Origin of the sequence: Megamonas hypermegale (assembly GCF_900187035.1) — a bacterium.
Taxonomy (GTDB): Bacteria; Bacillota; Negativicutes; order Selenomonadales; family Selenomonadaceae; genus Megamonas; species Megamonas hypermegale.
Window position 1 is genome coordinate 197,956 of the sequence record NZ_LT906446.1, and the last position, 24,033, is coordinate 221,988.

At 33.3% G+C, this 24,033-nt stretch carries 24 protein-coding genes; all 24 read left to right on the plus strand.

Features of this window, described 5'->3' with window-relative positions; genetic code table 11:
• The first annotated feature begins 65 nt into the window (after positions 1-65).
• Positions 66-2,114, plus strand: a complete 2,049-nt coding sequence (locus CKV65_RS00940) for a BamA/OMP85 family outer membrane protein (protein WP_027890155.1) — start codon at positions 66-68, stop codon at positions 2,112-2,114.
• A 103-nt stretch (positions 2,115-2,217) separates the two neighbouring features.
• Positions 2,218-2,802 (plus strand): OmpH/Skp family outer membrane protein, encoded by a 585-nt coding sequence (locus tag CKV65_RS00945; RefSeq protein ID WP_051177610.1) that lies wholly within the window; start codon positions 2,218-2,220, stop codon positions 2,800-2,802.
• A gap of 72 nt (positions 2,803-2,874) precedes the next feature.
• A complete protein-coding gene (locus CKV65_RS00950; protein WP_071601711.1) occupies positions 2,875-3,996 on the plus strand; it encodes a hypothetical protein in 1,122 nt (373 codons plus the stop codon).
• Between the two features lie 17 nt (positions 3,997-4,013).
• Positions 4,014-4,475, plus strand: a complete 462-nt coding sequence (locus CKV65_RS00955; protein ID WP_027890154.1) for an OmpH/Skp family outer membrane protein — start codon at positions 4,014-4,016, stop codon at positions 4,473-4,475.
• A 14-nt stretch (positions 4,476-4,489) separates the two neighbouring features.
• On the plus strand, positions 4,490-5,521 hold the full coding sequence (lpxD, locus tag CKV65_RS00960; protein ID WP_027890153.1) for a UDP-3-O-(3-hydroxymyristoyl)glucosamine N-acyltransferase: 1,032 nt from the start codon (positions 4,490-4,492) through the stop codon (positions 5,519-5,521).
• Positions 5,522-5,584: 63 nt separating this feature from the next.
• Positions 5,585-6,469, plus strand: a complete 885-nt coding sequence (locus tag CKV65_RS00965; protein WP_027890152.1) for a lysophospholipid acyltransferase family protein — start codon at positions 5,585-5,587, stop codon at positions 6,467-6,469.
• A gap of 48 nt (positions 6,470-6,517) precedes the next feature.
• Positions 6,518-7,345 (plus strand): UDP-3-O-acyl-N-acetylglucosamine deacetylase, encoded by an 828-nt coding sequence (lpxC, locus tag CKV65_RS00970; protein WP_027890151.1) that lies wholly within the window; start codon positions 6,518-6,520, stop codon positions 7,343-7,345.
• A gap of 19 nt (positions 7,346-7,364) precedes the next feature.
• Entirely contained in the window at positions 7,365-7,802 is a 438-nt protein-coding gene (gene fabZ, locus CKV65_RS00975) for a 3-hydroxyacyl-ACP dehydratase FabZ (RefSeq protein WP_027890150.1), read from the plus strand.
• 51 nt (positions 7,803-7,853) lie between these two features.
• Positions 7,854-8,657 (plus strand): acyl-ACP--UDP-N-acetylglucosamine O-acyltransferase, encoded by an 804-nt coding sequence (gene lpxA / locus CKV65_RS00980; protein ID WP_027890149.1) that lies wholly within the window; start codon positions 7,854-7,856, stop codon positions 8,655-8,657.
• A 14-nt stretch (positions 8,658-8,671) separates the two neighbouring features.
• Entirely contained in the window at positions 8,672-9,478 is an 807-nt protein-coding gene (locus tag CKV65_RS00985) for an LpxI family protein (RefSeq protein ID WP_027890148.1), read from the plus strand.
• Between the two features lie 76 nt (positions 9,479-9,554).
• The gene (gene lpxB / locus CKV65_RS00990) at positions 9,555-10,709 is read left to right on the plus strand and encodes a lipid-A-disaccharide synthase (RefSeq protein WP_027890147.1); all 1,155 of its coding nucleotides are present in this window, start codon (positions 9,555-9,557) and stop codon (positions 10,707-10,709) included.
• Between the two features lie 5 nt (positions 10,710-10,714).
• The gene (locus CKV65_RS00995; RefSeq protein WP_027890146.1) at positions 10,715-12,448 is read left to right on the plus strand and encodes an ABC transporter ATP-binding protein; all 1,734 of its coding nucleotides are present in this window, start codon (positions 10,715-10,717) and stop codon (positions 12,446-12,448) included.
• Positions 12,449-12,457: 9 nt separating this feature from the next.
• Positions 12,458-14,944: a tetraacyldisaccharide 4'-kinase gene (gene lpxK / locus CKV65_RS01000; RefSeq protein ID WP_027890145.1), complete on the plus strand. Its 2,487-nt coding sequence runs from the start codon at positions 12,458-12,460 to the stop codon at positions 14,942-14,944.
• Entirely contained in the window at positions 14,941-15,672 is a 732-nt protein-coding gene (kdsB, locus tag CKV65_RS01005) for a 3-deoxy-manno-octulosonate cytidylyltransferase (protein WP_027890144.1), read from the plus strand. Before lpxK ends, kdsB begins: the two co-directional genes overlap by 4 nt.
• 17 nt (positions 15,673-15,689) lie before the next feature.
• The gene (kdsA, locus tag CKV65_RS01010; RefSeq protein WP_027890143.1) at positions 15,690-16,520 is read left to right on the plus strand and encodes a 3-deoxy-8-phosphooctulonate synthase; all 831 of its coding nucleotides are present in this window, start codon (positions 15,690-15,692) and stop codon (positions 16,518-16,520) included.
• A gap of 65 nt (positions 16,521-16,585) precedes the next feature.
• Positions 16,586-17,557: a KpsF/GutQ family sugar-phosphate isomerase gene (locus CKV65_RS01015; protein WP_027890142.1), complete on the plus strand. Its 972-nt coding sequence runs from the start codon at positions 16,586-16,588 to the stop codon at positions 17,555-17,557.
• Positions 17,557-18,129, plus strand: a complete 573-nt coding sequence (locus CKV65_RS01020; RefSeq protein WP_027890141.1) for a KdsC family phosphatase — start codon at positions 17,557-17,559, stop codon at positions 18,127-18,129. The genes CKV65_RS01015 and CKV65_RS01020 overlap by 1 nt, the downstream gene beginning before the upstream one ends.
• A 30-nt stretch (positions 18,130-18,159) precedes the next feature.
• Positions 18,160-19,080, plus strand: coding sequence for a lysophospholipid acyltransferase family protein (locus CKV65_RS01025; protein ID WP_027890140.1), 921 nt, complete (start codon positions 18,160-18,162; stop codon positions 19,078-19,080).
• Entirely contained in the window at positions 19,073-19,636 is a 564-nt protein-coding gene (gene lptC, locus CKV65_RS01030; protein ID WP_027890139.1) for an LPS export ABC transporter periplasmic protein LptC, read from the plus strand. The genes CKV65_RS01025 and lptC overlap by 8 nt, the downstream gene beginning before the upstream one ends.
• Positions 19,633-20,412: an LptA/OstA family protein gene (locus tag CKV65_RS01035; protein ID WP_027890138.1), complete on the plus strand. Its 780-nt coding sequence runs from the start codon at positions 19,633-19,635 to the stop codon at positions 20,410-20,412. The genes lptC and CKV65_RS01035 overlap by 4 nt, the downstream gene beginning before the upstream one ends.
• Before the next feature lie 25 nt (positions 20,413-20,437).
• Positions 20,438-21,157, plus strand: coding sequence for an LPS export ABC transporter ATP-binding protein (gene lptB, locus CKV65_RS01040; RefSeq protein ID WP_027890137.1), 720 nt, complete (start codon positions 20,438-20,440; stop codon positions 21,155-21,157).
• A 14-nt stretch (positions 21,158-21,171) separates the two neighbouring features.
• Complete coding sequence (locus CKV65_RS01045; RefSeq protein WP_027890136.1) at positions 21,172-22,260, plus strand: LptF/LptG family permease; 1,089 nt, start codon at positions 21,172-21,174, stop codon at positions 22,258-22,260.
• Between the two features lie 38 nt (positions 22,261-22,298).
• Positions 22,299-23,525, plus strand: a complete 1,227-nt coding sequence (locus CKV65_RS01050; protein WP_231922690.1) for a DUF3084 domain-containing protein — start codon at positions 22,299-22,301, stop codon at positions 23,523-23,525.
• On the plus strand, positions 23,518-23,928 hold the full coding sequence (locus CKV65_RS01055) for a RuvC family protein (protein ID WP_027890134.1): 411 nt from the start codon (positions 23,518-23,520) through the stop codon (positions 23,926-23,928). Before CKV65_RS01050 ends, CKV65_RS01055 begins: the two co-directional genes overlap by 8 nt.
• The last annotated feature ends 105 nt before the right edge of the window (positions 23,929-24,033 follow it).

Below are 24,033 nucleotides of genomic sequence, written 5' to 3' on the forward strand. Positions count from 1 at the left end.
TTTTTCCGTAACTTATGCTAAAATTACAATGATATGTATATACCTTAATAAGGAGGTTATTTTTTTTGAAAAGGAAAAATTATAAGTTATTAGTTTGTGCTTTAACTATGGCAAACTTTGGTTTTTTAGGTTTTAATAATTGTAGCGCTGCTAGTAGCATTGAACCAAATGTTACAGAAAATCATCCAGTAATGGAAAATATAATTTCGTCTGAAAAAATGACAAAAGACGAAGTTAATGAAAAAGTGGATGAAACTATGGAAAATGCTGTTATTGATGCTAATGTTAAAAGCGATAAAAATATAACAGTACAAACTACTCCGGATAAGCAAAATAGTGCAGAAGTTAAAGACAGTAAAGATAAAGTCCATGATGAAGCAGCTATTGCTAAAATGAACCAATGGAAAGAACAACGACCAACTGAAGAAACTATTAAAGATTCTGTATCAGCTTATGCAGAAAAAACTATTGTTAGTGTAGATGTTGTTGGTGCAGATATTGTTCCTAAAGAAGATGTTTTATCTGTTTTAAAAATAAAAGCTGGCGATAAATTTGATATGAAAAATATTGAACAAGACCGTGCAGCTATTTATAATATGGGATATTTTTATGATAACTATCCATCTTTTGAAGTTGTTCCAGAAGGGGTTAAAATTACATATCATGTAATGGAAAATCCAGTATTACGCTCTGTTGAAATAACTGGTAATCGTGTTTATTCTACAGAACAAATTAAAAGCATGTTAAATGTAAAAACAGGAGAAATCTTAAATTTAAGACAATTAAATATAGATTTAGCAAATATTGAAACTGCTTATCGTCAAAATGGATATATTTTAGCAAAATTAAAAGATATTTCTATTGATGAAAGTGGTAATTTAAGTTTACAATTTAATGAAGGTATATTAGAAGGATATGCTGTAAAAGGCAACGATAAAACAAAAGATTATGTAATCACACGTGAAATGCGTATGAAACCAGGTGAAGTATTCAATTCAGAAAAAGCTCGTCGCAGTATGCAACGTGTATACAATTTAGGCTTTTTTGAAGATGTAAGTGTAAAACTTTTACCAGGTCAGCAAGATCCAGATAATATTATTATGGAATTGACTGTAGTTGAAAAACGTACTGGTTCATTTGGTATTGGTGCGGGCTATAGCAGTCAAGATGGTCTCTTAGGTATGGTTAGCATTGGCGATACTAACTTTAGAGGTACTGGTGATTCTGTTAAAGCCATGTATGAATTTGGTGGCGATGACGGTGATGACAGTGGTTATAGTATTTCCTATACAAAACCATGGCTTGATGAAAAAGAAACAAGTGGAACATTCCGTATTTATAATCGTAAATATGAATATGACGATTATAATAATGACGGTGACGATATTGAAACATATAATAAAAAGAATGAAGGATATGAACTCAATTTCGGTCGCCCAATAAATGAATACACTACAAACTTCTTAGGTTTTAGAATTAATAAAACAGAATATCGTGGTCATGAAAGTGGTCCATATGATAGAAGTACACCACAATATGCTGAATGGCGTGATAATAATTTTGGTGAAACAAGAAGTATTATTGCGACACAAATCAGAGATACAAGAGATAATATTTACTTCCCAACAGAAGGTTCTCGCACTAGCATAGGCGTTGAATATGCTGGTTTGGGTGGCGATTTTGATTATACAAAATTAACACTCAGTGGACAAAAATATTATAAAGTAGGTCATGCACAAGTTATAGCAATCCGTGGTAGCGTTGGATATTCAAATGACGATTTACCAGAAAATGCAGTATTTGAAGTAGGCGGACAAAATTCAGTCCGTGGCTATCGAGATGACCAGTTCAGCGGTAATAAAATGATTATGGGTACTGTAGAATATCGCTTCCCACTTGCAGACAAAGTACAAGGTGCAATATTCACCGATGTTGGTGATGCTTGGGGTGGCAAATCTTGGGGCCCTTGGAATGATGTTGAAGATGACCTTACACTTCATACTAGTGCAGGTATTGGTATGCAGGTTCAAACACCAATTGGTGCAGTTCGCTTAGACTATGGTTGGGGCGAAGATGGTGGCCGTTTACACTTTACAGTAGGTGGTTCTTTCTAAAATTTCGCCTATTAGGGTGAAAAATATAAAATAAATATATATTGTATTAAAATATGATTTTATACAATATTAAATAATGTGTTTTTAAAGGGAGAAGATAACGTTGATAAACTTTCAAAAGAAACAAGTAAAAATTATTAGTGTAATTATAGCAGCAGTATTTATTTTTAGTATTGTAGCTTTAGGTGTATCACAGTATCAATCAGGCATGGCAGGAGCTTCTTCATCTAATGTAGGTATAGTGGATTATTCACAACTTATTTCACAACATCCAGGTATGCAAGCTGCTCGTGAAAAATATGAAGATGCTGCAAAACAAGTGCAAGAAGAATTTTCTCAACAAGCAGGTAGCATGACACCAGAACAACAACAACAATTTATTGAACAAAAACAAAAAGAAATGCAGGATAAACAAAAAGAATTGCTTGACCCAATTCGTACAAGCATTGAAACTCAAGTACAAAGTGTTGCAGATTCCCGTGGTATTAATGTAGTTTTAGATAAAAATAATGTATTATATGGCGGACAAGATATCACACAGGAAGTGTTACAAAAACTTCAAGCTGAAGGCGATACTACTACTACTAGTGATGCTACAGCTGATACTGCTACAACAGATTCTACAGCAACTAACGAAAATAGTGCTACAACTGAAACAAGTGGAGATGCGACAAATACTGCTCAATAATAAGTTATAATGGCTGATTAGTTAAAATACCGAGCATTTTTTAGCTCGGTATTTTAATAAGGGAGGAATTTTATGCAAGAGAAGGAAGCAAAACAAGCATATAATAAACGCAATGTAGCTATTGGTGGCATAGTTTGTTTACTTTTAATTATGATTGGTATAGGTTATTATATCTGGCATAAAAATGCAAAAACTCCTCAGCCCATAGACGGTGTTACATCTGCTATAGCTGTAGTTGATGTAGATAAATTGATGCCAGAGCACGTTAATTATAATAAATTATTACAGTTACAAGCTGAAAAATTTCTGATTTTAGAGAAGTTAAAATCTTATGCAACAGATACTGCTTCACTTGAACCGCCGGAAGTTAATCCAGCACCAAATGTTTTTGAGAATGTAGTAGACCAACAAGATAATTTACGAGATATTAATTTAAGACAGCAAATAAAAGAAGAAACAGCTGTAAAGGAAAATGAAATTAGAGCTAATTTAGCTGAAGAAAAAAATGCAGCAATTAAAGAAATAACTGATAAATACACCAATGAAATTTTAAATTGTACACTTAAATTAGATAATGCTAAAAATCTTAGATTGAACAAAGAACAACAAGATGAATTATTAGATGAAATGGAACGCTTAAAGGTTGAACGTGGTAAAGCAGTTTTTCAAATAGAACAGCAATTTAATTTACGTGTAGCAAATGAGCTTATGGCATGGAGAGCTGAACGTGAAAAACAATTAGGACTTAATAATTTAAAACAGCATCAAGCTGATGTTGAAGATTCGCAGCAAAGAATTGCTCAAGAACAACAACGAAATAATCAGTATATGCAAGACAGGTTAAACATGTTACAAGCTCGCAAAAAAGATAGTGAGCGATTAATAATTTTATTGCATACAAAAAATAATGAAATTGAATTATTGAAAAAAAGTATTTTAAAAGATATTTCAAGTAAAGCAGCTAAAGTTGCCATACAAAAACATTTAAAATTAGTTGTTGCGAATGTACCTTTTAGTGATAATTTTTTAGGCAATGCTGATAGCTTAAATTTTGATAATAATGTTTTAAATGGTATGGTTGTTGGAGTAGATGCGATTGATATAACAGATGATATATTGACTTTATTGCGCTCTGACAGAGAAAAAGCGTTGCAAAATGATAAATTAGATAATACTGATGATAGTAATGAGTGAAAGGACGATGCTTAACAATGAAAATAAAATTGACATTAGTAGCAGTAGTTATGGCTTTAATGAGTGTATTCATGGTAGGTTGTGGTAATGAAACAAAACTAGGCTACGTTGATGCAGAAAGAGTAATGAACGAAGCTCCACAAATAAAAACTATTAGAGATAATATCGATGCTAAAAATAAAGAATTAGAGACGAAAGAACAAGACCTTTATAATAACAAAGCATCTATGAGTGAAGAGGATTTCAAGAAAGCTCAAGCGGATATTCAGCGTCAATATCAAGGTCTTAGCATGCAATATCAATCACAATTAAAAAATACTATGGATAAAGTATTAGCAGAAGTTTCAACAGAAAAAGAATTGTCTGCTGTAGTACCAAAATCACTTGTTCGTAGCAATGGTATGCAAATAGAAAAGAAAGATTTTGTTGTTCAAGGTGGTATTGATATAACTGATGAAGTTATTCAAAAATTGCAATAAAAGAGGGTAATGTTATGCAGAAGACTTTAGCAGAAATTGCCAAATTAGTTAATGGAAAGTTACAGGGGCAATATGATGAAAATTTGATAATTACAGGAGCAACAGGTATTGATTTAGCAGGACCTAATGAAGTTACCTTTGCAGTAGACCCGCATTTAGAAGAAGCTATATCTTGTAATGCGGCAGCTGTAATTATTCAAGAAGATGTAGAAGGATTTAATAAAACTAGTATTAAGGTAAAAAATCCACGAGCAGCTTTTAATATATTATTAAATATATTTAAGCCTGAGTTAAAAATAGAACATAAGATTAGTGATAGAGCACATTTGGGAAATAATGTTCAAATAGGTAAAAATGTAACTATTATGGATTTTGCTTATATTGATGATAATGCTCAAATTGGCGATGATGTAATAATTTATCCTAATGTGTATATTGGACAATATGCTAAGGTTGGAAATAATACTGAATTACATGCTGGGGTGAGTGTTCGCGAATTTTGTGTAGTTGGTAAAAATGTAATTATTCATGATAATACTGTAATAGGTGCAGATGGTTTTGGTTTTATTACTAGAGATGGAAAACATACAAAAGTTCCACAAGTTGGTAATGTAATCATTGAAGATGATGTAGAAATTGGTTGCAATGTATCAATTGATAGAGCTACAACAAGTTCAACTATAATTGGCAAAGGGACTAAGATGGATAATTTAATTCATATTGGTCATAATTGTGTTTTGGGAGAAAATTGCTTAGTAGTAGCGCAGACAGGACTTGCAGGTTCAACGATAGTAGGACATAATGTAACATTTGCAGGTCAAGTTGGTTCAAAAGGACATATTAAAGTTGGCAGTAATTCAGTAATGGCAGCTAGAACAGGTCTTATCGCTGATGTACCGGAAAATTCAGTTTATGCAGGTTTTCCAGCACGTTCACATCAAGAATGGTTGCGCATTAAGGCAAGTGAGGCTCATTTGCCAGATATGGTGAAAAAGTTAAAATTATTGGAAAGACGCTTGAAAGCGTTAGAAGAAAAAAAAGACTAATAGTACTTTCAAGTAGCAAAGCTTTGACTTTGCTACTTTTTTTAAAGGAAAGGAGGTTGAGGAATGCTATATCATAGTTTAGTCTTATTGAGTAATATTTGTTGCGTATTACCAGAAGGTTTTACTCGTTTTATCGGGAAAATTATAGGTAATTTAACTTGGTATTTAGTGCCTAAAAAGCGTAAAGTTATGGCTGTAAATAATATTAAACGTTGTTTAAAAGTTGATGAAGTGAGAGCAAATCAAATTGCTAAAAAATCATGGACTCGTTTTGGTCCAATGGTGATGGAAGTATTACGTTTTAAAGTAATTTGTCGCGATATTGAGAAATATGTAACTATTATTGGTGAAGAAAATATAAAAAAAGCTATGGAATGTGATGTGGGGGGTGTTATTGCCACAGCACATAGTGGCAATTGGGAAATCATAGGCGCTGCACTTACACATAAAGGTATGAAAATAGCAGGCGTAGCACAACATCAGCGAAATGAACAAGTAAATCAATTTATTAATTATTGTAGAGCTTTTACTGGTATGCATATTACTGATAAATTGGATATTAAAGATATGATGAAAATGCTCAGTAAAAAGTATTTTATTGGTCTTATCATGGACCAAGATGGTGGCTCAACTGGTATAATGATGCCTGTTTTTGGTTATGAAGCGTCTTGTGTACAAGGACCAGCTGTTATGAGTCGTTTTAAAAATGCCCCAATATTACCAGCTTTTATTACACAGGATAGACCAGGTCATCATATTTTGACAATAGGCGAGCCGGTCTTTACAATGAGAACAAAAGATAAAAAACAAGATATATATAATACAATGTATGATTTGACGAAAATGGTTGAAGAACATATAAAACGTTATCCAGAAGAATGGTTTTGGCTCCATGATAGATGGAAATATGCTGAACGCAAGAAAAAAGAAGCAAATAACTTGCAGTAAAAGGCTTTGTCTTGTAAAATAAGTATATATAATTTTAGGAGGACGGCTATGAATAAACAAAAAACTATTGCCCGAGAAATTATGTATTCGGGGATAGGACTTCATTCAGGAGCAGAAGTTAAGATGAAGTTAAGTCCGGCTCCAGTAGATACGGGGATAGTATTTATTAGAACGGATTTACCAAATAAACCTCGGATAAAAGCAATAGCAAGTAATGTTACTTCTACACTTAGAGCTACTACTATTGGCGATGGAGAAATAAAAGTTTTTACGATAGAGCATTTAATGTCAGCATTATTTGCTAGTGATATAGATAATTGTTATATTGAACTAGATAATGAAGAACCTCCAGTAGTTGATGGAGCGTCAGAAGTTTTTGTTAAATTATTGTCTGAAGCTGGCAGTGTTGAACAAGATAAAATGCGTCAAGAAATTGTCATAAAAAAAGTATATCGTATAGATGATAAAGAGCGTTTTGTTATGGTTGTGCCATATGATGGTTTTCGTGTAAGTTTTACGTCATTAAACCCTCATCCACTTATTGGTACGCAATATTATGATTTTACATTTGATATAGATGCATATAAACAAGAAATTGCACCAGCTAGAACAATTGCTTATGAAAAAGAAGTAGAGGCACTACATAAGATGGGTCTTGGTCTTGGTGGAAATTTAGAAAATGTAATTGTGTACAATGATGAAGGCTGGATGAATAAATTAAGATATGCTGATGAATTAGTTCGTCATAAGATATTAGATATTATCGGTGATTTAAGATTAGCTGGTGTGTTAAAAGCACATGTTATTGCTGTGAAGTCAGGTCATGAACTCAATACGAAATTGGCGAAGAAAATTCTAGCAGATTTTGTTAAATAGGAAAAGAGGTTTATATATTATGAGAATTGATATTACTGAGATTGAAAAAGTATTACCGCATCGTCCTCCATTTTTGTTGGTTGACCGTATTATTGAATTGGAACCGATGAAATACGCTGTAGGCGTAAAAAATATTACTATGAATGAACCACAATTTCATGGTCATTTTCCAGATCATCCAATTATGCCTGGTGTTTTGATTTTGGAAGCTATGGCACAAGTTGGTGGCTTTGCTTTATTATATCCAGAAGAAAATAGAGGTAAATTACCTTATTTTGGCGGAATGGATAATGTAAAATTTAAAAGACCAGTAATTCCTGGTGACCAGTTGATAATGAAATCTGAAATTACAAAAATTCGTGGCGAATTTGGTAGAGTACATTGTGAAGGATATGTAGATGACCAGCTTGTAGCACAGGGTGATTTTACATTTGCATTGCAAAAAACAGAACTTTAATAGTTTGGTAAAAAGCTAAAATTTTAGCTTTTTGATGAGGAGTGAAATTTAGTGGGAGAAGAAAATAAAATACATCCTACAGCAATAATACATCCTAATGCTCGTATTGGTAAAAATGTAGAAATTGGACCATATGTAATAATCGATGGAGATGTGGAAATTGGTGATGGTACAAAAGTACTTCCACATGCCGTTATAACAGGATGGACTAAAATAGGTAAAGATTGTGTGATTTTTCCAAGCGCATCTATCGGTGCAGAACCACAGGATTTAAAATTCAAAGGTGAAAAATCTTATGTAGTTATTGGCGATAGAACAAAAGTTCGTGAGTTTGCGACGATTCATCGTGCTTGCGGAGCTGAAGAAGAAACTCGTATCGGCAATGATTGCTTATTGATGGCATATACACATGTAGCACATAACTGTGTTATTGGCAATAATGTAGTCATGGCAAATAATGCTTCAGTAGCAGGTCATGTAATAGTAGAAGATAGAGTTGTACTTGGCGGTTTTGCAGGAGTGCATCAATTTGTAAAAATTGGACGAAATGCAATGGTTGGTGGTTTTTCAAAATTAGTTCAAGATGTTGTGCCATATACAATTGTTGATGGTCGACCAGCTAATGTCTGTGGATTAAATAGTGTAGGGATTTCTCGTGCAGGTATATCGCTTAGCTCTAGACGTTCTATTAAACAGGCGTATAAAATTTTATATCGTTCTGGTTTAAAATTAGCACAGGCAATATCTGTGATTGAACAAGAAGTGGACTCTTGTCCAGAAGTAGAACATTTCTTGCGTTTTCTACGCGATGCAGACCGTGGTATTTGTCGAGAAAGTCATGAAAGCAGTAATTAAAGCGAGGATTTAAGATGAAATCAATAGGTTTATTATCCGGAATTGGAAGACTTCCTATAGAAGTGGCTAAAGCTGCAAAAAAAATGGGCATCAGTGTTTATGCTGTAGGCTTAGTTGATGGAGTAGAAGCTGATTTAGCAAAAGAAGTAACAGATTATAAAGCAATTAGTATAGCTCAACTTGGTAGTATCATTGAATATTTAAAATCCAATAATGTAACAGATGTTATTATGATTGGTAAGGTTACAAAAGAAATATTGTTTACAGGACAACATGCGCTACCAGATGCTAGAATGTTAGCTTTACTTGCTTCTTTGAAAGACCATAGTGATGATACTATGATGCTTGCTTTTGTAAAGGAATTAGCGAAAGAAGGCATACAGACATTTGACCAGACAATGCTTTTGAAAATGATTATGCCGAAACCAGGAGTACTTACTAAACGTCAGCCAACTCAACAAGAAAAAGAAGATATGGAATTTGGTTTTAAGATGGCAAAAGCCCTTGGTGGTTTAGATATAGGACAAACAGTAGTTGTAAAAAATAAAGCTGTTATGGCTCTTGAAGCAATAGAAGGTACGGATGCATGCATATTGCGTGGAGGAAAATTAGCTTGCGGTGGTGCTGTTGTAGCTAAAGTTGCTAAACCAGCTCAGGATAATCGTTTTGATATGCCAGCTGTTGGAATAAAGACTATAGAAACAATGATAGAAGTAAATGCTTCGGCACTTGTTATTGAAGCAGGACGTACTTTATTGGTTGATAGAGAAAAAGCATTAGATTTAGCTGATAAGCACGATATAACTATTGTGGTAATGTAGTACTAGGAGGCGCGGAGATACATTTTTTAATGTTATCATCGCGTCTTTTTCTGCTTGATATAGGTTGGAGGATTTTATGTATAAAATAATGTTTTCCGCTGGAGAAACATCGGGTGATATGCACGGTGCTAACTTAGCGAAGGCAATAAAGGAAATAGCACCGAATACATATTTATTCGGTTTTGGTGGACCACAAATGGAAGCTGCTGGTGTAACACTTTGTAAAAATATGTTAGATTATAGTGTGATGGGTTTTTGGGAAGTATTGATAAATCTTCGCAAGATGTTTAAGTTGAAAGATTTTCTTGTAGAAGAAATGAAGAGACAAAAACCAGATTTGCTTGTTTTGATAGATTATCCGGATTTCAATTGGCGTTTAGCCAGTGAAGCCAAAAAATTAAATATACCAGTATTTTCATATATTCCACCGTCAGCATGGGCTTGGCGAAAAGGAAGGGCAAAAAAAGTAGCTAAAATAGCTGATAAAATAGTGGCTATTTTTCCATTTGAAACGAAAGTGTATGAAGAAGCAGGTGCTGATATTTCTTTTGTAGGAAATCCATTATTAGACAATGTAAAATCTTCTATGACAAAAGAGCAGGCCTGTAAATTTTTTAATATAGATTTAACTGATGACAATATTTTATTGTTACCAGGAAGTAGAAAACAAGAAATTGAAAAAATGTTAGAGCCTATGTTAGAGGCAGGCAAAATTATTAGTAAAGAACGAAAAAATGTTAAATTCTTTTTGCCAGTAGCACAAGGAATTGATGGTAAACGCATTGAAGCAAAAATAAATGAATCGGGCTTAAATGTAACATTATGTTATGAGAAAACGTATGATTTGATGAATTGTTGTGATTTTGCAATAGCAACTTCAGGAACGGTAACTTTAGAAGCTGCTCTTATGGGTCTTCCTTGTGTTGTTTTATATAAAATGTCTTCATTTACGTATCGCATTGCTAAATTATTTGTGAATGTAAAATTTTTCAGTTTGCCAAATATTTTAGCTGATGAAAAAGTTTTACCAGAGTTACTACAAGATGATGTAAATGGTGAAAGAATAGCTGATGAGTCTAGATTATTATTTAAGGATACTGAAACAGCTCAAATTGTAAAAGATAAGTTAGGACAAATAAAATTAAAATTGGGTTCTCCAGGTGTAGCAGAAAGAACAGCAAAGATTATTTTGCAGACAGCTGAAAAATTTTTATCAAAAAATAAGGAATAGATGAGATGAATGATTATAAGAGACTAATTTCGTTTATAAAGCCATATTGGAAGAGGCTAGGACTTGCCATAATCTGCATAATAATGTCAGCAGCAGCTAATTTATATGTACCATGGATTATAAAAGATATGGTTGATAAGGTACTTATGAATAAAGATATGATGCTATTAAATTTAATAGCAGCTGGGATAGTAGTTGTATTTTTATTTAGAGGTATATTTTATTATGGACAATCGTATTTAGTTTCGTATATAGCACAGAGAGTTATAATTGATGTGCGTGAGTTGTTATATATTAAATTTCAAAAATTACAACTTGGTTATTATGAAAAAAAGCAAACAGGTACGATTATGAGCTATATAACAAATGACGTGGCGGCATTACAGGCGGCACTTGTTGATAGCTTAATAGAAATGGTGACGGAACTATCTATTTTGATAGGTTCGTTGATTATGATGTTTTATTTAGATTGGAAACTCAGTATTGTAACACTTGTAGTTGTACCAGTAATTGGACAAGCTATGAAAATTTTTGGACGAAAATTGAAACAAAGTGGTGCTTTAATACAGGAAAGAACAGCTGAAATTACATCTTTGTTACAAGAAAGTATATCTGGTGTTAGAGTAGTAAAATCATTTGCTAGAGAAGATTATGAAATAGAGAGATTTCAAAATCAAAATAACTTAAATTTTAAAGCTAATATGAAGAGTGTACAACTCAGTTCATTATTGACACCTACTGTAGAATTTTTAGCAGCTGTTATTGTAGCTGTTATTTTATGGTTTGGCGGTTATCAAGTTGTAAATGGAGCTTTAACTGCTGGGGCATTAGTTGCGTTTTTAACATATGCGGTAAATTTGGCCAATCCTGTAAAACGCATTAGTCGTGTATATGGGACAATTAATAAAGCAATGGCAGCAGCAGAACGTGTATTTAATGTTTTAGATACTGAGGAAAAGTTAAAAGATAAACCAAATGCAATAGAATTGCCAAAGATTAGCGGAGATGTACAATTTGACCATGTATCTTTTGGTTATAAAAAAGATGTTGACGTATTACATGATTTGACACTTGAAGCTAAGCCAGGTCAAGTAATTGCATTTGTAGGCCCTAGCGGTGCAGGTAAATCAACAATTGCCAATTTGATACCACGTTTTTATGATGTAACGGCAGGTTCTATAAAAATAGATGGTATTGATATTAGAGATGTTACAATACGTTCTTTACGTGAGCAAATCGGGGTAGTACCACAAGAAACAATGTTGTTTAGTGGTACTGTCAAAGATAATATTCGCTATGGTCGTCTTGATGCAACTGATGAGGAAATCATCGAAGCAGCTAAAGCTGCAAATGCGCATAATTTTATTATGCATTTAGCAGATGGATATGAAACTAAAATCGGTGAAAGAGGTATAACTTTATCAGGCGGACAACGCCAACGTATTGCTATAGCGCGTGCAATTTTAAAAAATCCACGTATCTTGATTTTAGATGAAGCGACATCGGCTTTAGATACGGAAAGTGAAGAAATTGTGCAAGAAGCATTAGATAAATTAATGATAGGCAGAACATCGTTTGTCATTGCACATCGCTTATCAACGATTATCAATGCGGATAAGATTATTGTGTTAGATAATGGTAAAGTTACTGAAAGTGGCACACATAAAGAACTTATGCAGACAGGTGGTTTATATAGTCATTTGTATAACATACAATTTAGTGATAAGAAAGCAAAATAGGTGGAGTTTATGCGAATTTTATACAATATAATAGCTATATTGCTTGTTATACTGCTGATACCGTATTTTATAGTACGGACTATTCGGGAAAAAGGTTTTTTGGGACGTATAATTCAAAGTTTTGGCTTTTTGCCAAAACATGCTTTGGATAAAGTTGCAGATAAAAATTGTATTTGGATACATGCTTCTTCTGTAGGGGAAATCGTAGCAACTAGTCCAATTATTAAGGAATTTCGAAAAGAGTTTCCGGGAACGCCGATATTAGTATCAGTGGTAACTAATACAGGCTATATTATGGCAAATCGCATTATTAAAGATGCAGATAGTATTATTTATTTTCCGATAGATTTGCCGTGGCTTCCGGAACGTATGATAAAAAAAATAAAACCGCGTGTATTTTTACCAGTAGAAACAGAATTATGGCCAAACTTTTTAAAAGCAGCACGCAAGCATAATGTTCCTGTAATGATGGTAAATGGTCGTATCAGTGATAAATCAGTAAAACGATATAAATATATGTTTAGCATTTTATCTGATATGATAGGCACAGTAAAAAAATTTGCAATGCAATCAGATATTGATGCATCATATATCATTCGGTTAGGTGCTGATGAAAAATTAGTAACAGTTACAGGTAATACTAAATTTGACCAAACATATACAGATGTAAGTACAAAAGAAAAACAAGTATTATTAAAAGAATTATGTCTTGATAATGCTCAAGGTATATTTTTAGCAGGAAGTACACATAAAGGTGAAGAAGAAGCTGTATTGAAAGCTTTTTCTAAATTAAAAAAGACACATGTGAATGCTAAATTGTTAATTGCACCGCGAAGTATTTTACGCAAAGATGAAATAGCTAGCATTTGTCATAAATATGGTTTTAAAACAGATTTTCGCACTAAGCTTAAAGAAAAACCTAGTTATGATCATGATGTAGTCATTTTAGATACGATTGGCGAACTTGGTAGAATTTACAGTTTAGGTGATGTAATTTTTGTTGGTGGTAGCTTAATTCGCCATGGCGGGCATAATATTTTAGAGCCAGCGGCGCATGGCAAAGCTATTATCGTAGGACCGCATATGTTCAACTTTAAAGATACACATATACTTTTCAGTAAACGCAATGCGTGTATTACGGTAAAAGATGCAAAAGAATTAACTAATGCTGTTTTGGATTTATTTGATAATCCAGAAAAACGTCGACAGATGGAGCAAGAAACTTTAAATATTATAAAAGATAATAAAGGAGCTTCTCGTCGTTCAGCTGTGATATTACATCAAATGTTAGATGAATATGAAAAAGTTGGTCCTGTGCAAGTTCGTTCTACTGAAAAAATTGAAAATTTACAGACGTATTTATATAAATTAGTACATGATGAATCACAAAAAAGTGTTACAGAAAAAGCCTTTTTAGGTATGCTTTATGGTTTTTCTTTAATTTATCGTGGATTAGTTAATTTTCAATTGAATTTATATCAATGGGGTATAAAAAAACAAATAAAATTAGATTGTTTTGTTATAAGTATTGGTAATATAACAGTAGGCGGTACAGGAAAAACGCCGACAGCTAAACTTTTAGCGCGTTATATTCGTGATTTAGGTTATAATATAGCTATTCTAAATCGTGGATATCGAGCAAAATGGAAAGGTGAAGTTGGCGTAGTTTCTGATGGAAATACGGTATTTATGACAGCTGATGAAGCTGGAGATGAAGCGTATTTATTAGCACGAAGTTTGCCAGATATCCCTGTTTTAATAGGTACGGATAGAACTATTTCAGGAAAATATGCTGTAGATAATTTTAATGTAGATGTAGTCATCTTAGATGATGGATATCAACATTGGAAATTAAAACGCGATTTAAATATTTTGCTCGTTGATGCGATTAATGTATTTGGTAACGGTCATATGTTGCCACGTGGAACGCTCAGAGAGCCGCTTAATCATTTAGATAGAGCAGATATGTGCTTATTGACAAAAGTAGACCAAGCAGCAAAGGGCGCTTGTGAAGAAATTCGTTCAACATTAGCTAAATATAATGAACGAGCACTTGTTGTTGAAAGTACACATAAGCCATTAGGTTTTATAGAAATTGGTAATTTATTCAGCAAAGAAAAAAATGAAATTTTATCAATTGATACTATGAGAGGTCATAAAATAATTGCTATGTCAGCAATTGGAAATCCTGCTTCATTTGAACAAACGCTCAGTGATATTGGGGCAGTGATTACAGAAAGTTTGCGTTTTCCAGACCATCATGATTATACAGAACAAGAAATTAGAGAAGTTATGAACCAAGCAGAAGAACAAGGCGCAGAAGCCATTGTAATTACTGATAAAGATGCTGTAAAAATTCCACAAACCTTGCTTAGTAAAAAAAGACCGATACCGATTTATATTATTAGTATAGAAGTTACATTTATAAATAATGCTGAAGCAGCATTTAAATTTTTACGAGATAAATTACCACCAAAGAAAGGAATAAAAAAATGAAAATCGTATGTGTAATACCAGCACGATATGCTTCAACTAGACTTCCAGGTAAACCACTTGCTGATATAGCTGGTAAACCAATGGTAGTGCGTACTTATGAACGTGCATTACTAGCAAAAAAACCTAGTGAAGTAATTGTGGCTGTAGATGATGAACGTGTATTGGACGCTGTGAAAAGTGCTGGCGGAAAAGCCGTAATGACAGCTAAAAATCATCCAACAGGAACAGATAGATTAGCAGAAGTTGCCACTAAAATTCCAGATGCTGATGTAATAATCAATATTCAAGGCGATGAACCACTTATTGACCCACATATTATTGATGATTTAGCACAAGTTTTTGTAGATGATGAAAATTTACAGATGGCAACTGTTAAAACTCCAATGACTGAAGAAGAAAAAGATAAACCGAGTAATGTAAAAGTTATTACAGATAAAAATGATTTTGCATTATATTTTTCTCGTTCATTAATTCCATATCCTAGAGAAAATACAGGTGTAACAGTTTATAAACATATTGGAATTTATGGCTATCGTAGAGATTTTTTGTTACAATATGCTAAAATGCAACCAACACCACTTGAACAGACAGAGTCACTTGAACAGCTTCGTGCTTTAGAAAATGGATATAAAATAAAAGTTATAACTACAGATAAACATTTCGTTGGTGTAGATACACCGGAAGATTTAGCAGAAGTGAATGAAATTTATCAGAATTTAAATTTATAGGATTGGAAGTGTTATTAATGCATACAGTAAAAATTAGCAATTTCGAAGTTGGAGCAGGTAATCCGCTCGTTTTATTAGCTGGCCCTTGCGTATTAGAATCATATGAACGTTCTTTATATATCGGTAAAACTATAAAAGAAATAACATCTCGTCTCGGCATACCATATGTATTTAAAGCATCTTTCGATAAAGCAAATCGCTCTTCTTATAATGGTTATCGTGGACCAGGACTTGAAAAAGGTTTAAAATGGCTTCAAAGCATTAAAGAAGAACTCAATGTTCCAGTAGTTACAGATATTCATAATGAACAGCAAGTTGAACCTGTATCTAAAGTTGTAGATGTATTGCAAATTCCAGCATTTTTGAGTCGTCAGACAGATTTATTATATACAGCAGCAAAATCTGGTTGTGTTGTAAATGTTAAAAAAGGTCAATTTTTAGCTCCAGCAGATATGAAAAATGTTGTGAAAAAAATTGAAGAAGCTGGTTCGGAAAAAATTCTTTTGACAGAACGCGGTGCAACTTTTGGTTATAATAATCTTGTAGTAGATATGCGTTCTTTCCCTATCATGCGCTCTACAGGTTATCCTGTAATTTTTGATGCAACACATAGTGTACAGCTTCCAGGTGGTGCAGGTACAAAATCAGCTGGTAATCGTGAATATGTAGAATATTTAGCAAGAGCAGCAGCTGGTGCTGGAGTAGATGGTTTCTTCATGGAAGTACATGATAATCCAGAGGAAGCACTTTGCGATGGACCAAATATGGTTTATCTTGATAAATTAGAAGATTTATTAAAAGATTTAATTGCTATTAACGAAATTACTAAAAAGAAAATAAACAAATAATAAAAATTAGATATTAAAAATTTTAAGGGATTTTTTTGAGAGTTAAATTCTACGAGGTATAGATAATGATAAAAGAAAAAGCAATAGAAACACTTCAAATAGAAGCTGATGCTGTAAAAAAATTAGTTACACATGTTGATGATGAATTTGAAGCTACAGTAAAAGCTATTTTAGCATGTCAAGGTCGTATCATTGTTACAGGTATGGGAAAATCAGGTCATGTAGGTAGAAAAATTGCAGCAAGTCTTGCAAGTACAGGCACACCATCATTTTTCATGCATCCAGCCGAAGCTTTTCATGGTGATTTAGGTATGGTTACAGCAAATGATATGGTACTTGCCATTTCTAATAGTGGTGAATCCAATGAAATTGTAAATATTTTGCCGATTATAAAACGCATTGGTGCAAAAATCATTGCTATGAGTGGTAGACGAACTTCTACTTTGGGAAAAAATGCTGATTACTATATTGATATAAGTGTAGAACGTGAAGCTTGTCCACTTGGTCTTGCACCGACTGCTAGTACTACAGCAACACTTGCTATGGGTGATGCTATAACAATAGCAGCGATGTCATCTCGTAATTTTACAGCACAAGATTTTGCTGTATTCCATCCAGGTGGAGCACTAGGCAGAAGACTTTTGCTTAAAGTAGAAAATGTAATGCATTCTGGTGAAGATAATCCTGTGATTTCTGTGCATAAAACAGCAAAAGAAGCATTATTCTTGATGACAGCTAAAGGATTAGGAGCAACTTCTGTTGTTGATGAAAATGGTAAATTTATAGGACTTGTTACAGATGGCGATATTCGTCGTATGCTTGCACGTGGAGCAGAATTTTTAGACGAACCAGTAGAAGATTTAATGACAAAAAATCCTGTTGTTATTACAAAAGATAAGATGGCGGCAGAAGCACTTAGCATAATGGAAAAACATCAACCAAAACCTATTACAGTGCTTCCTGTTATTGATAAAGAAAAAAATGAACCGGTAGGTATTGTTCATCTTACCGATTTGCTTCGTCAAGGAGTGGTTTAATGCGATACAGTGAAGACGCATTTTTAAGAGCACAAAAAGTCAAGATGATAATTCTTGATGTAGATGGTGTATTAACAGATGGTTCTGTTTGTGTGGGCGCAGAAGGAGAACTATTTAAAACTTTTAATGTGCGAGATGGATTAGGGATAACTCTTGCACAAAAAGAAGGTATAAAGACAGCGATTATTACAGGGCGAGAATCGAAAATGTTAGCTTTTCGTGCTAAAGAACTTAAAATAAATGCTTTTTACCAAAATAAGAAGAATAAAATTCCTGCTTATCATGAATTACAAGCAGAATTTAATTTAAAACCAGAAGAATTTGCTTATATTGGTGATGATTTATTTGATTTAGCCGTTATGAATGATGTAGGTTTTCCGGCAACGGTAGCAGATGCTACTGATGAAGCAAAATCAGTTGCTATTTTTGAAAGTGATTTTGATGGTGGTCATGGTGCTGTAAGACAGATTATTGAATTTATTTTAAAAGCACAAGGTAAATGGCAAGATATTGTCAATAGATATATGACTATTGAAGCTGAAAGTAAAACTAATGATACTGTTTCACAGTAATTTTATGCTGCTAATGATAAGGGTGTTAACATGAAGTATAAATTATTAAAATGGTTTAGTGCTTTTTTATGTTGTTTGTCGCATAAAAGTATATTGAGACTGGGACATGTACTTGGTATTTTGTATTTTCATATAGTAGCTAAGGAACGCAATCGTGCAGTAGCTCGCATGATGAAATCATTCCATAATAGTGAAGAAGAAGCAAAGAAAATAATAAAAGATTCCTTTATCAATCTCAGTCAAAATGTTTTAGAAATTTTATATATGCCTCGTTTAAAAAAGGATAATTTTAAATATATAAAATTTGAAGGCTTAGATATCTTAAAAAGAGAATATGCTAAAAATAGAGGCGTAGTAATTTTAACAGCACATATTGGTACATGGGAATGGTTAGCAGCAGGCTTAGTGAAAGCTGGTTTTTCTGTTACGGCACTTGCTAAGCCACAACCAGATTCACAGTATACAAAATTATTAGATGAATATCGTGCCTTAGTAGGTGTAGAAATTTTTGCTCGTGGTGCAGCTTCAGAACTTTTAGCTGCAACTAGAGCTTTGAAAAAAGGTCGTATTTTAGGATTTTTAGCTGACCAAGATGCAGGACCTGGCGGAGCTTTTATTGAATTTTTAGGTGATGTATGCTCAACACCAATGGGACCAGCAGTATTTGCTCGCAAATTTATGTCTCCTGTAGTGCCAGCATTTATTATTCGACAAAGTGATGGTACACATAAAATAGAAATTTCTGAACCGATAGTATATAATGATACAGGAGATACGAATGCAGATTTATTTGATTTTACAAAGCGTATGACAAAGGTTATTGAAAATCAGATAATTGCGCATCCAACGCAATGGATTTGGTTCCAAAAACGTTGGAATACACGTCCAGAACAGCGTAAGAAAAATAAAACTCATACAGTAAAAACAACTAGGGTGGTCAAAGATGACTAAGAAAGTGGCTATTAACAAAGGAAAAATAGCTGTATACTTGTTGGTTTTATGTGCGATAGGTCTTGTTTACTGGGCATATGCTAGTAGACCAAATGTTGAACCAGAAGACGCAAAACCAGTAAGTAAAATTATGACATATAATAACAATTCCCTAAAAGAAGAAGTAAATGGTAAGTTAATATGGGAATGTTATGCTGAAAAGATGTCAGTTAATCAAGATACACAAATTGTTGATATGGAGAATATAAAAGGTACTTTCTATCGAGAAGATGGCAGCAGTATTGAAATAACAGCTGCTAAAGCAGTATACGACCAAGCTAAGAAAAATATTGAAATTACAGAAGGTATAAAAGCTCATTCAACAGATGATATGGCTTTTGAAACAGATAAAGTCACATGGGATGGTGAGCAAAGTGTATTGACTTGCGATGGAAATGTAAAAATCTCTAAGCCAGGAATGGTAGCAACTGGTGATAAAGCAGAAAGCAAGGATGCTTTCCAAAATTTTAAATTGATGGGAAATGCACATATTATAAAAGGGGATATTAATCAATGAAACAATATGGTAAAATAAAAGCCATTGTTGCAGCTGTTTTATGTGGATGTTTCATTTATAGTGGTAGTGCTATAGCAGCAGATGGTCCAATTGAACTTTCGGGTGATGTCATTGAGTATGATGCACGAACTGATATGGCAAAAGCTACAGGTGGCGTAAGAGTTACACGTGATGGTGGCGTATTGACGGGTGGAGAAGCTACGTATAATTTTAAGACGCAAGAAGTTACTATTACAGGTGGCGTAACAGCTGTAAAAGATGATATGAATTTAACAGCAGATAAGTTATTTTCAACAGCTAATCAAGAATACGTTGCTGATGGTAATGTAGTAGCGGTTAAAGGTGAAAATACTTTAGTAGGACCACAAATTCGCTATAATCAAGCGACAAGTGATATATCCATGCCAAATGGTGGAAGTGCTTCAGGTCCACAGGCAGAAATAAAAGGCGATGTCTTATCAGGTAATTTAAATACACAGCAGTATCATGCTGTAGGCAATGTATATTTAAATAGCAAAACAAATGATGTTCAATCTACAAGTAATGAAGCAACTTATAGTGGAAACGGTCAAGATTTCACATTCACAGCTACAGGTAATGTAAATATAAAAAGTCCATCACGCAATATCATAACGAATAGTGATAATGCTGTTTATAATAGTGCTGAAAATGGTAAATTAGTATTGACAGGAAATGCTGTAGCAACGCAAAATAATAATATTGTCAGAGGAAATACTTTGACTGTATATATGGGAGATAATATAAATATTAAATAAATTTGAAAGAAATGAGTGACGCAGTTTGCATATTGAGGTAAAGAATCTTATAAAGGAATATAAAGGTACACCGGTTGTAAGAGATGTTTCACTTAGCGTACAAAAAGGTGAAATAATAGGGCTACTCGGTCCTAATGGTGCAGGGAAAACTACAACTTTTTATATGATTGTCGGCATTGAAAAACCAACCTCGGGCAAAGTGTTTATTTCTGATATAGATATAACCAAACTCCCTATAAATAAGCGAGCTGAATTAGGTATAAGTTATTTAGCACAGGAAGCATCTATTTTCCGCAAATTGACAGTGGAAGATAATTTGCGTGCTATATTACAGACAACAAAATTATCTAAACAGGAACAAGAAAAAAAGATAAATGATTTGTTAGAAGAATTTAATATCACTCATATAAAAACTAGACTTGGCATGCAACTTTCAGGTGGTGAACGCCGTAGAGTTGAAATTGCTAGAGGTCTGGCATTAGAACCTAATTTTATGTTACTTGATGAACCTTTTGCAGGTATTGACCCGCTTGCTGTAGCTGATATTCAAGGGATTATTGGTTATTTAAAAAAGCGTGGTATGGGAATTTTGATTACAGACCATAATGTAAGAGAAACATTAAAAATTGTAGATAGAGCATATATCATGAATAGCGGAAAAATTTTACTAGAAGGCGATAGTGATACTATTGCTAATAGTGAACTGGCTCGAAAATTCTACCTGGGTGAAGATTTTAAATTATAGGAGAGAGTGTAAAGATGCGTATTTTAGATAAATATATATTGAAAGAGACGATAATGACCTTTCTTTTTGGCGTCTGTGCATTTTCTGCTGTATTTTTAGGGTCGGGAACACTGCTTCGTATTGCACAGTATATAACGCAATATGGTGCGTCTTTTTCAGCTATAGTTCGTTTGATTATTTATAGTTTACCGGGAATTATTGTTTGGACTTTCCCAATGTCAATGCTCTTAGCAGCACTTTTAACTTTTGGTAGATTATCAGGTAATAGTGAAATAATAGCTATGCGAGCTTGTGGCATAAGTTTTAAACGTTTAGTTACTCCGGTTATAGTTTTTTCTTTAGGTGTGAGCATTTTTTCAATAGGTTTTAATGAATATGTAGTTCCAGCTTCAAATCAAGCATATGCTGATTTAGTACGCTATGAAATACAAGGAAATACAACACCAGAATCACAAGACCATATAATCATTAAACAAATTCAAGATGGTAATATACAGCGCCTTGTATATGCACGTCGATATGATGCTGAAACAGGTCGTTTAGACAATTTATCTATCCAAGAATTTGAAAAAAATAAAATGGTTCGTGTAGAAAATGCGGAATATGCACAATGGGATACTGATGATAATTGGGTTATGTATAATGGTGTATTATATGATTTATCTCAGCCAGATACAGAACGCATGATGAAATTTGATTCACAAGTTTTACCGATAAACCAAAATCCAAATCAAATAATTAGAAGTCAGAAAAAACCAGATGAAATGAGTATCAAAGAGTTAAAAGAACAAATTGATATCATGAAATCACAATATGTAGATACACGAAAAATAGAAACAGAATTATATCAAAGATTTACAGTACCAATGGCAAGTTTAATGTTTGCATTAATCGGGGCGCCACTTGGTATTCAACCAAATAGAAGTTCATCTTCCATTGGTTTTGGTATAAGTATCATTATAATTTTTATTTACTATACGTTGATGACTTTAGCTGGAGCCATTGGACAGAGTTCATTTATTCCGCCAGCAATCGCTGTTTGGATACCAAATATTGTAACCCTTATTGTAGGTTGTTATTTAATACGTAAAGAGTCAAAATAATAGAAAGAGAAAAGTAGGTGTGAGCCATGTATGGCATTATGCTGATTGTAGTATTAGTTTTGACCGGTGGCGTAATCGCCTTCATAGGTGACCGCCTAGGCAGTAAAGTAGGAAAGAAAAAACTGTCTTTATTCGGAATGCGACCAAAGCACACATCAATACTCGTTACAATTGTTACAGGGATTTTGATAACGACGGTAACTTTTGGTGTATTAGCTATAGCATCTGAAAATGTCAGAACAGCACTTTTCGGCATGGAAAAATTGCGTAAAGAAATGCAAGCAACGCAAGAAGATTTAGACGAAGCTACTGTTTCATTAGAAACGATGAAACAGGATTTAACTTTTACTAAAGATGAATATGATAAATCCAAGAAAGAATTGGAAAAATCACAGTCAGAATTAGAAAAAGCACAATCTTCAGCGGAAGAATTAAAACGACAACAAGAGCAATTGCAAGCACGAAATTATCAGTTATTAGCAGATAATGAACAGCTTATAGGAAATAATAGCCAATTGGCTCAAGAAAATAGTGATTTATTAGCAGATAATGATATTTTGACGGCAAATAATCAAAGTTTAAAAACAGATAATGCTAGCCTTGAAAAATTAAATAGTGATTTACAAGAGGGCATAGAAAATATACGTGAACGTCCAATTGTATATCGTGTTGGTGAGTTATTAGCCAGTGGTATTATCAAGAAGACAGATAGTCCAGGACAGATACAACACGATTTAAATCAGATAGTGGCACTAGCTAATAGTAAAATTGTTGACCGTTTAGGTGAAGAAGAAGCTAAAAATGGTGTTTGGATTTATCCAGCAGAATATGAAGAAGCCGTAAAAACTTTAATGCATGCGGATAGAGATATGGTTGTTCGCTTAATTGTTGCTGCCAATTTAGTAAAGGGAGATGCAGTGCTTACAGATTTAGAACTTCATCCTAATAGAATGGTATATCAAAAAGATGAATTGGTATATCAAAAGGTATATGATATTTCAGTTGATGGAATAAATACAGAATATCTAATAGGTGATTTTCTGCGTAATGTAAATAAAACTGCAACGAGCAATGGTATATTACCAAATCCACTTACAGGAGCAGTTGGTGTCATAAGTGGCAACCAAATTTATTCCATTGATAAAGCATTACAAAATTCAAGTGGTAATATACTTGTGAGTGCTTATGCTGTGCAAAATACGGATATATTAGGTCCATTGCGTTTAAATATAGTGTTGCATCAAGATGATGATAAGAATGAATGATTGTTTTATATCTATTGACCCAGGCAGAGAAAAAACGGGAATAGCTGTATTTTCTTTTAATGGGGAAATATATTGGCATGGCATTGTAAGTTCAGAAAAATTGCTTGATAAAATCAATCAGTTGATAGACAATTTCTTTATAAAATTATTAGTAATAGGTAGTGGTACAAGTAGTAAACAGAAGCAAAGACTTTTAAAAGAAAATTTTCCGCTATTAGATTTTACAGTAGTTGATGAATATAGAACTACTGATGAAGCGCGAAAGCTTTATTTTAAAGATAATCCGCCACGTGGTTGGAAAAGACTTCTTCCATTAGGAATGCAAACTCCTCCAGTACCTGTAGATGATTATGCTGCTATTGCTATTGGAAAAAAATATTTAAAATTGCATAATGATATATAATTAGTCATTAGAAAATTATTAACTGCACTGTTATTATAATAAGTTTTACCATAACAGTGCAGTTTTTGTTTACATAAATATGACATTTGTTACTTAAAATAATGA

Bases quoted from the DNA above. Each gene is read 5' to 3' on its own strand.
- CKV65_RS01035 (WP_027890138.1), top strand. From the start codon at position 19,633: ATGAAACAATATGGTAAAATAAAAGCCATTGTTGCAGCTGTTTTATGT.
- fabZ (WP_027890150.1), top strand. From the start codon at position 7,365: ATGAGAATTGATATTACTGAGATTGAAAAAGTATTACCGCATCGTCCT.
- lpxK (WP_027890145.1), top strand. From the start codon at position 12,458: ATGCGAATTTTATACAATATAATAGCTATATTGCTTGTTATACTGCTG.
- lpxC (WP_027890151.1), top strand. From the start codon at position 6,518: ATGAATAAACAAAAAACTATTGCCCGAGAAATTATGTATTCGGGGATA.
- CKV65_RS01055 (WP_027890134.1), top strand. From the start codon at position 23,518: ATGAATGATTGTTTTATATCTATTGACCCAGGCAGAGAAAAAACGGGA.
- CKV65_RS00985 (WP_027890148.1), top strand. From the start codon at position 8,672: ATGAAATCAATAGGTTTATTATCCGGAATTGGAAGACTTCCTATAGAA.
- CKV65_RS00995 (WP_027890146.1), top strand. From the start codon at position 10,715: ATGAATGATTATAAGAGACTAATTTCGTTTATAAAGCCATATTGGAAG.
- CKV65_RS00955 (WP_027890154.1), top strand. From the start codon at position 4,014: ATGAAAATAAAATTGACATTAGTAGCAGTAGTTATGGCTTTAATGAGT.
- kdsB (WP_027890144.1), top strand. From the start codon at position 14,941: ATGAAAATCGTATGTGTAATACCAGCACGATATGCTTCAACTAGACTT.
- CKV65_RS01025 (WP_027890140.1), top strand. From the start codon at position 18,160: ATGAAGTATAAATTATTAAAATGGTTTAGTGCTTTTTTATGTTGTTTG.
- CKV65_RS00965 (WP_027890152.1), top strand. From the start codon at position 5,585: ATGCTATATCATAGTTTAGTCTTATTGAGTAATATTTGTTGCGTATTA.
- CKV65_RS01045 (WP_027890136.1), top strand. From the start codon at position 21,172: ATGCGTATTTTAGATAAATATATATTGAAAGAGACGATAATGACCTTT.
- lpxD (WP_027890153.1), top strand. From the start codon at position 4,490: ATGCAGAAGACTTTAGCAGAAATTGCCAAATTAGTTAATGGAAAGTTA.
- kdsA (WP_027890143.1), top strand. From the start codon at position 15,690: ATGCATACAGTAAAAATTAGCAATTTCGAAGTTGGAGCAGGTAATCCG.
- lptC (WP_027890139.1), top strand. From the start codon at position 19,073: ATGACTAAGAAAGTGGCTATTAACAAAGGAAAAATAGCTGTATACTTG.
- CKV65_RS01020 (WP_027890141.1), top strand. From the start codon at position 17,557: ATGCGATACAGTGAAGACGCATTTTTAAGAGCACAAAAAGTCAAGATG.
- CKV65_RS01015 (WP_027890142.1), top strand. From the start codon at position 16,586: ATGATAAAAGAAAAAGCAATAGAAACACTTCAAATAGAAGCTGATGCT.
- CKV65_RS00950 (WP_071601711.1), top strand. From the start codon at position 2,875: ATGCAAGAGAAGGAAGCAAAACAAGCATATAATAAACGCAATGTAGCT.
- lpxB (WP_027890147.1), top strand. From the start codon at position 9,555: ATGTATAAAATAATGTTTTCCGCTGGAGAAACATCGGGTGATATGCAC.
- CKV65_RS01050 (WP_231922690.1), top strand. From the start codon at position 22,299: ATGCTGATTGTAGTATTAGTTTTGACCGGTGGCGTAATCGCCTTCATA.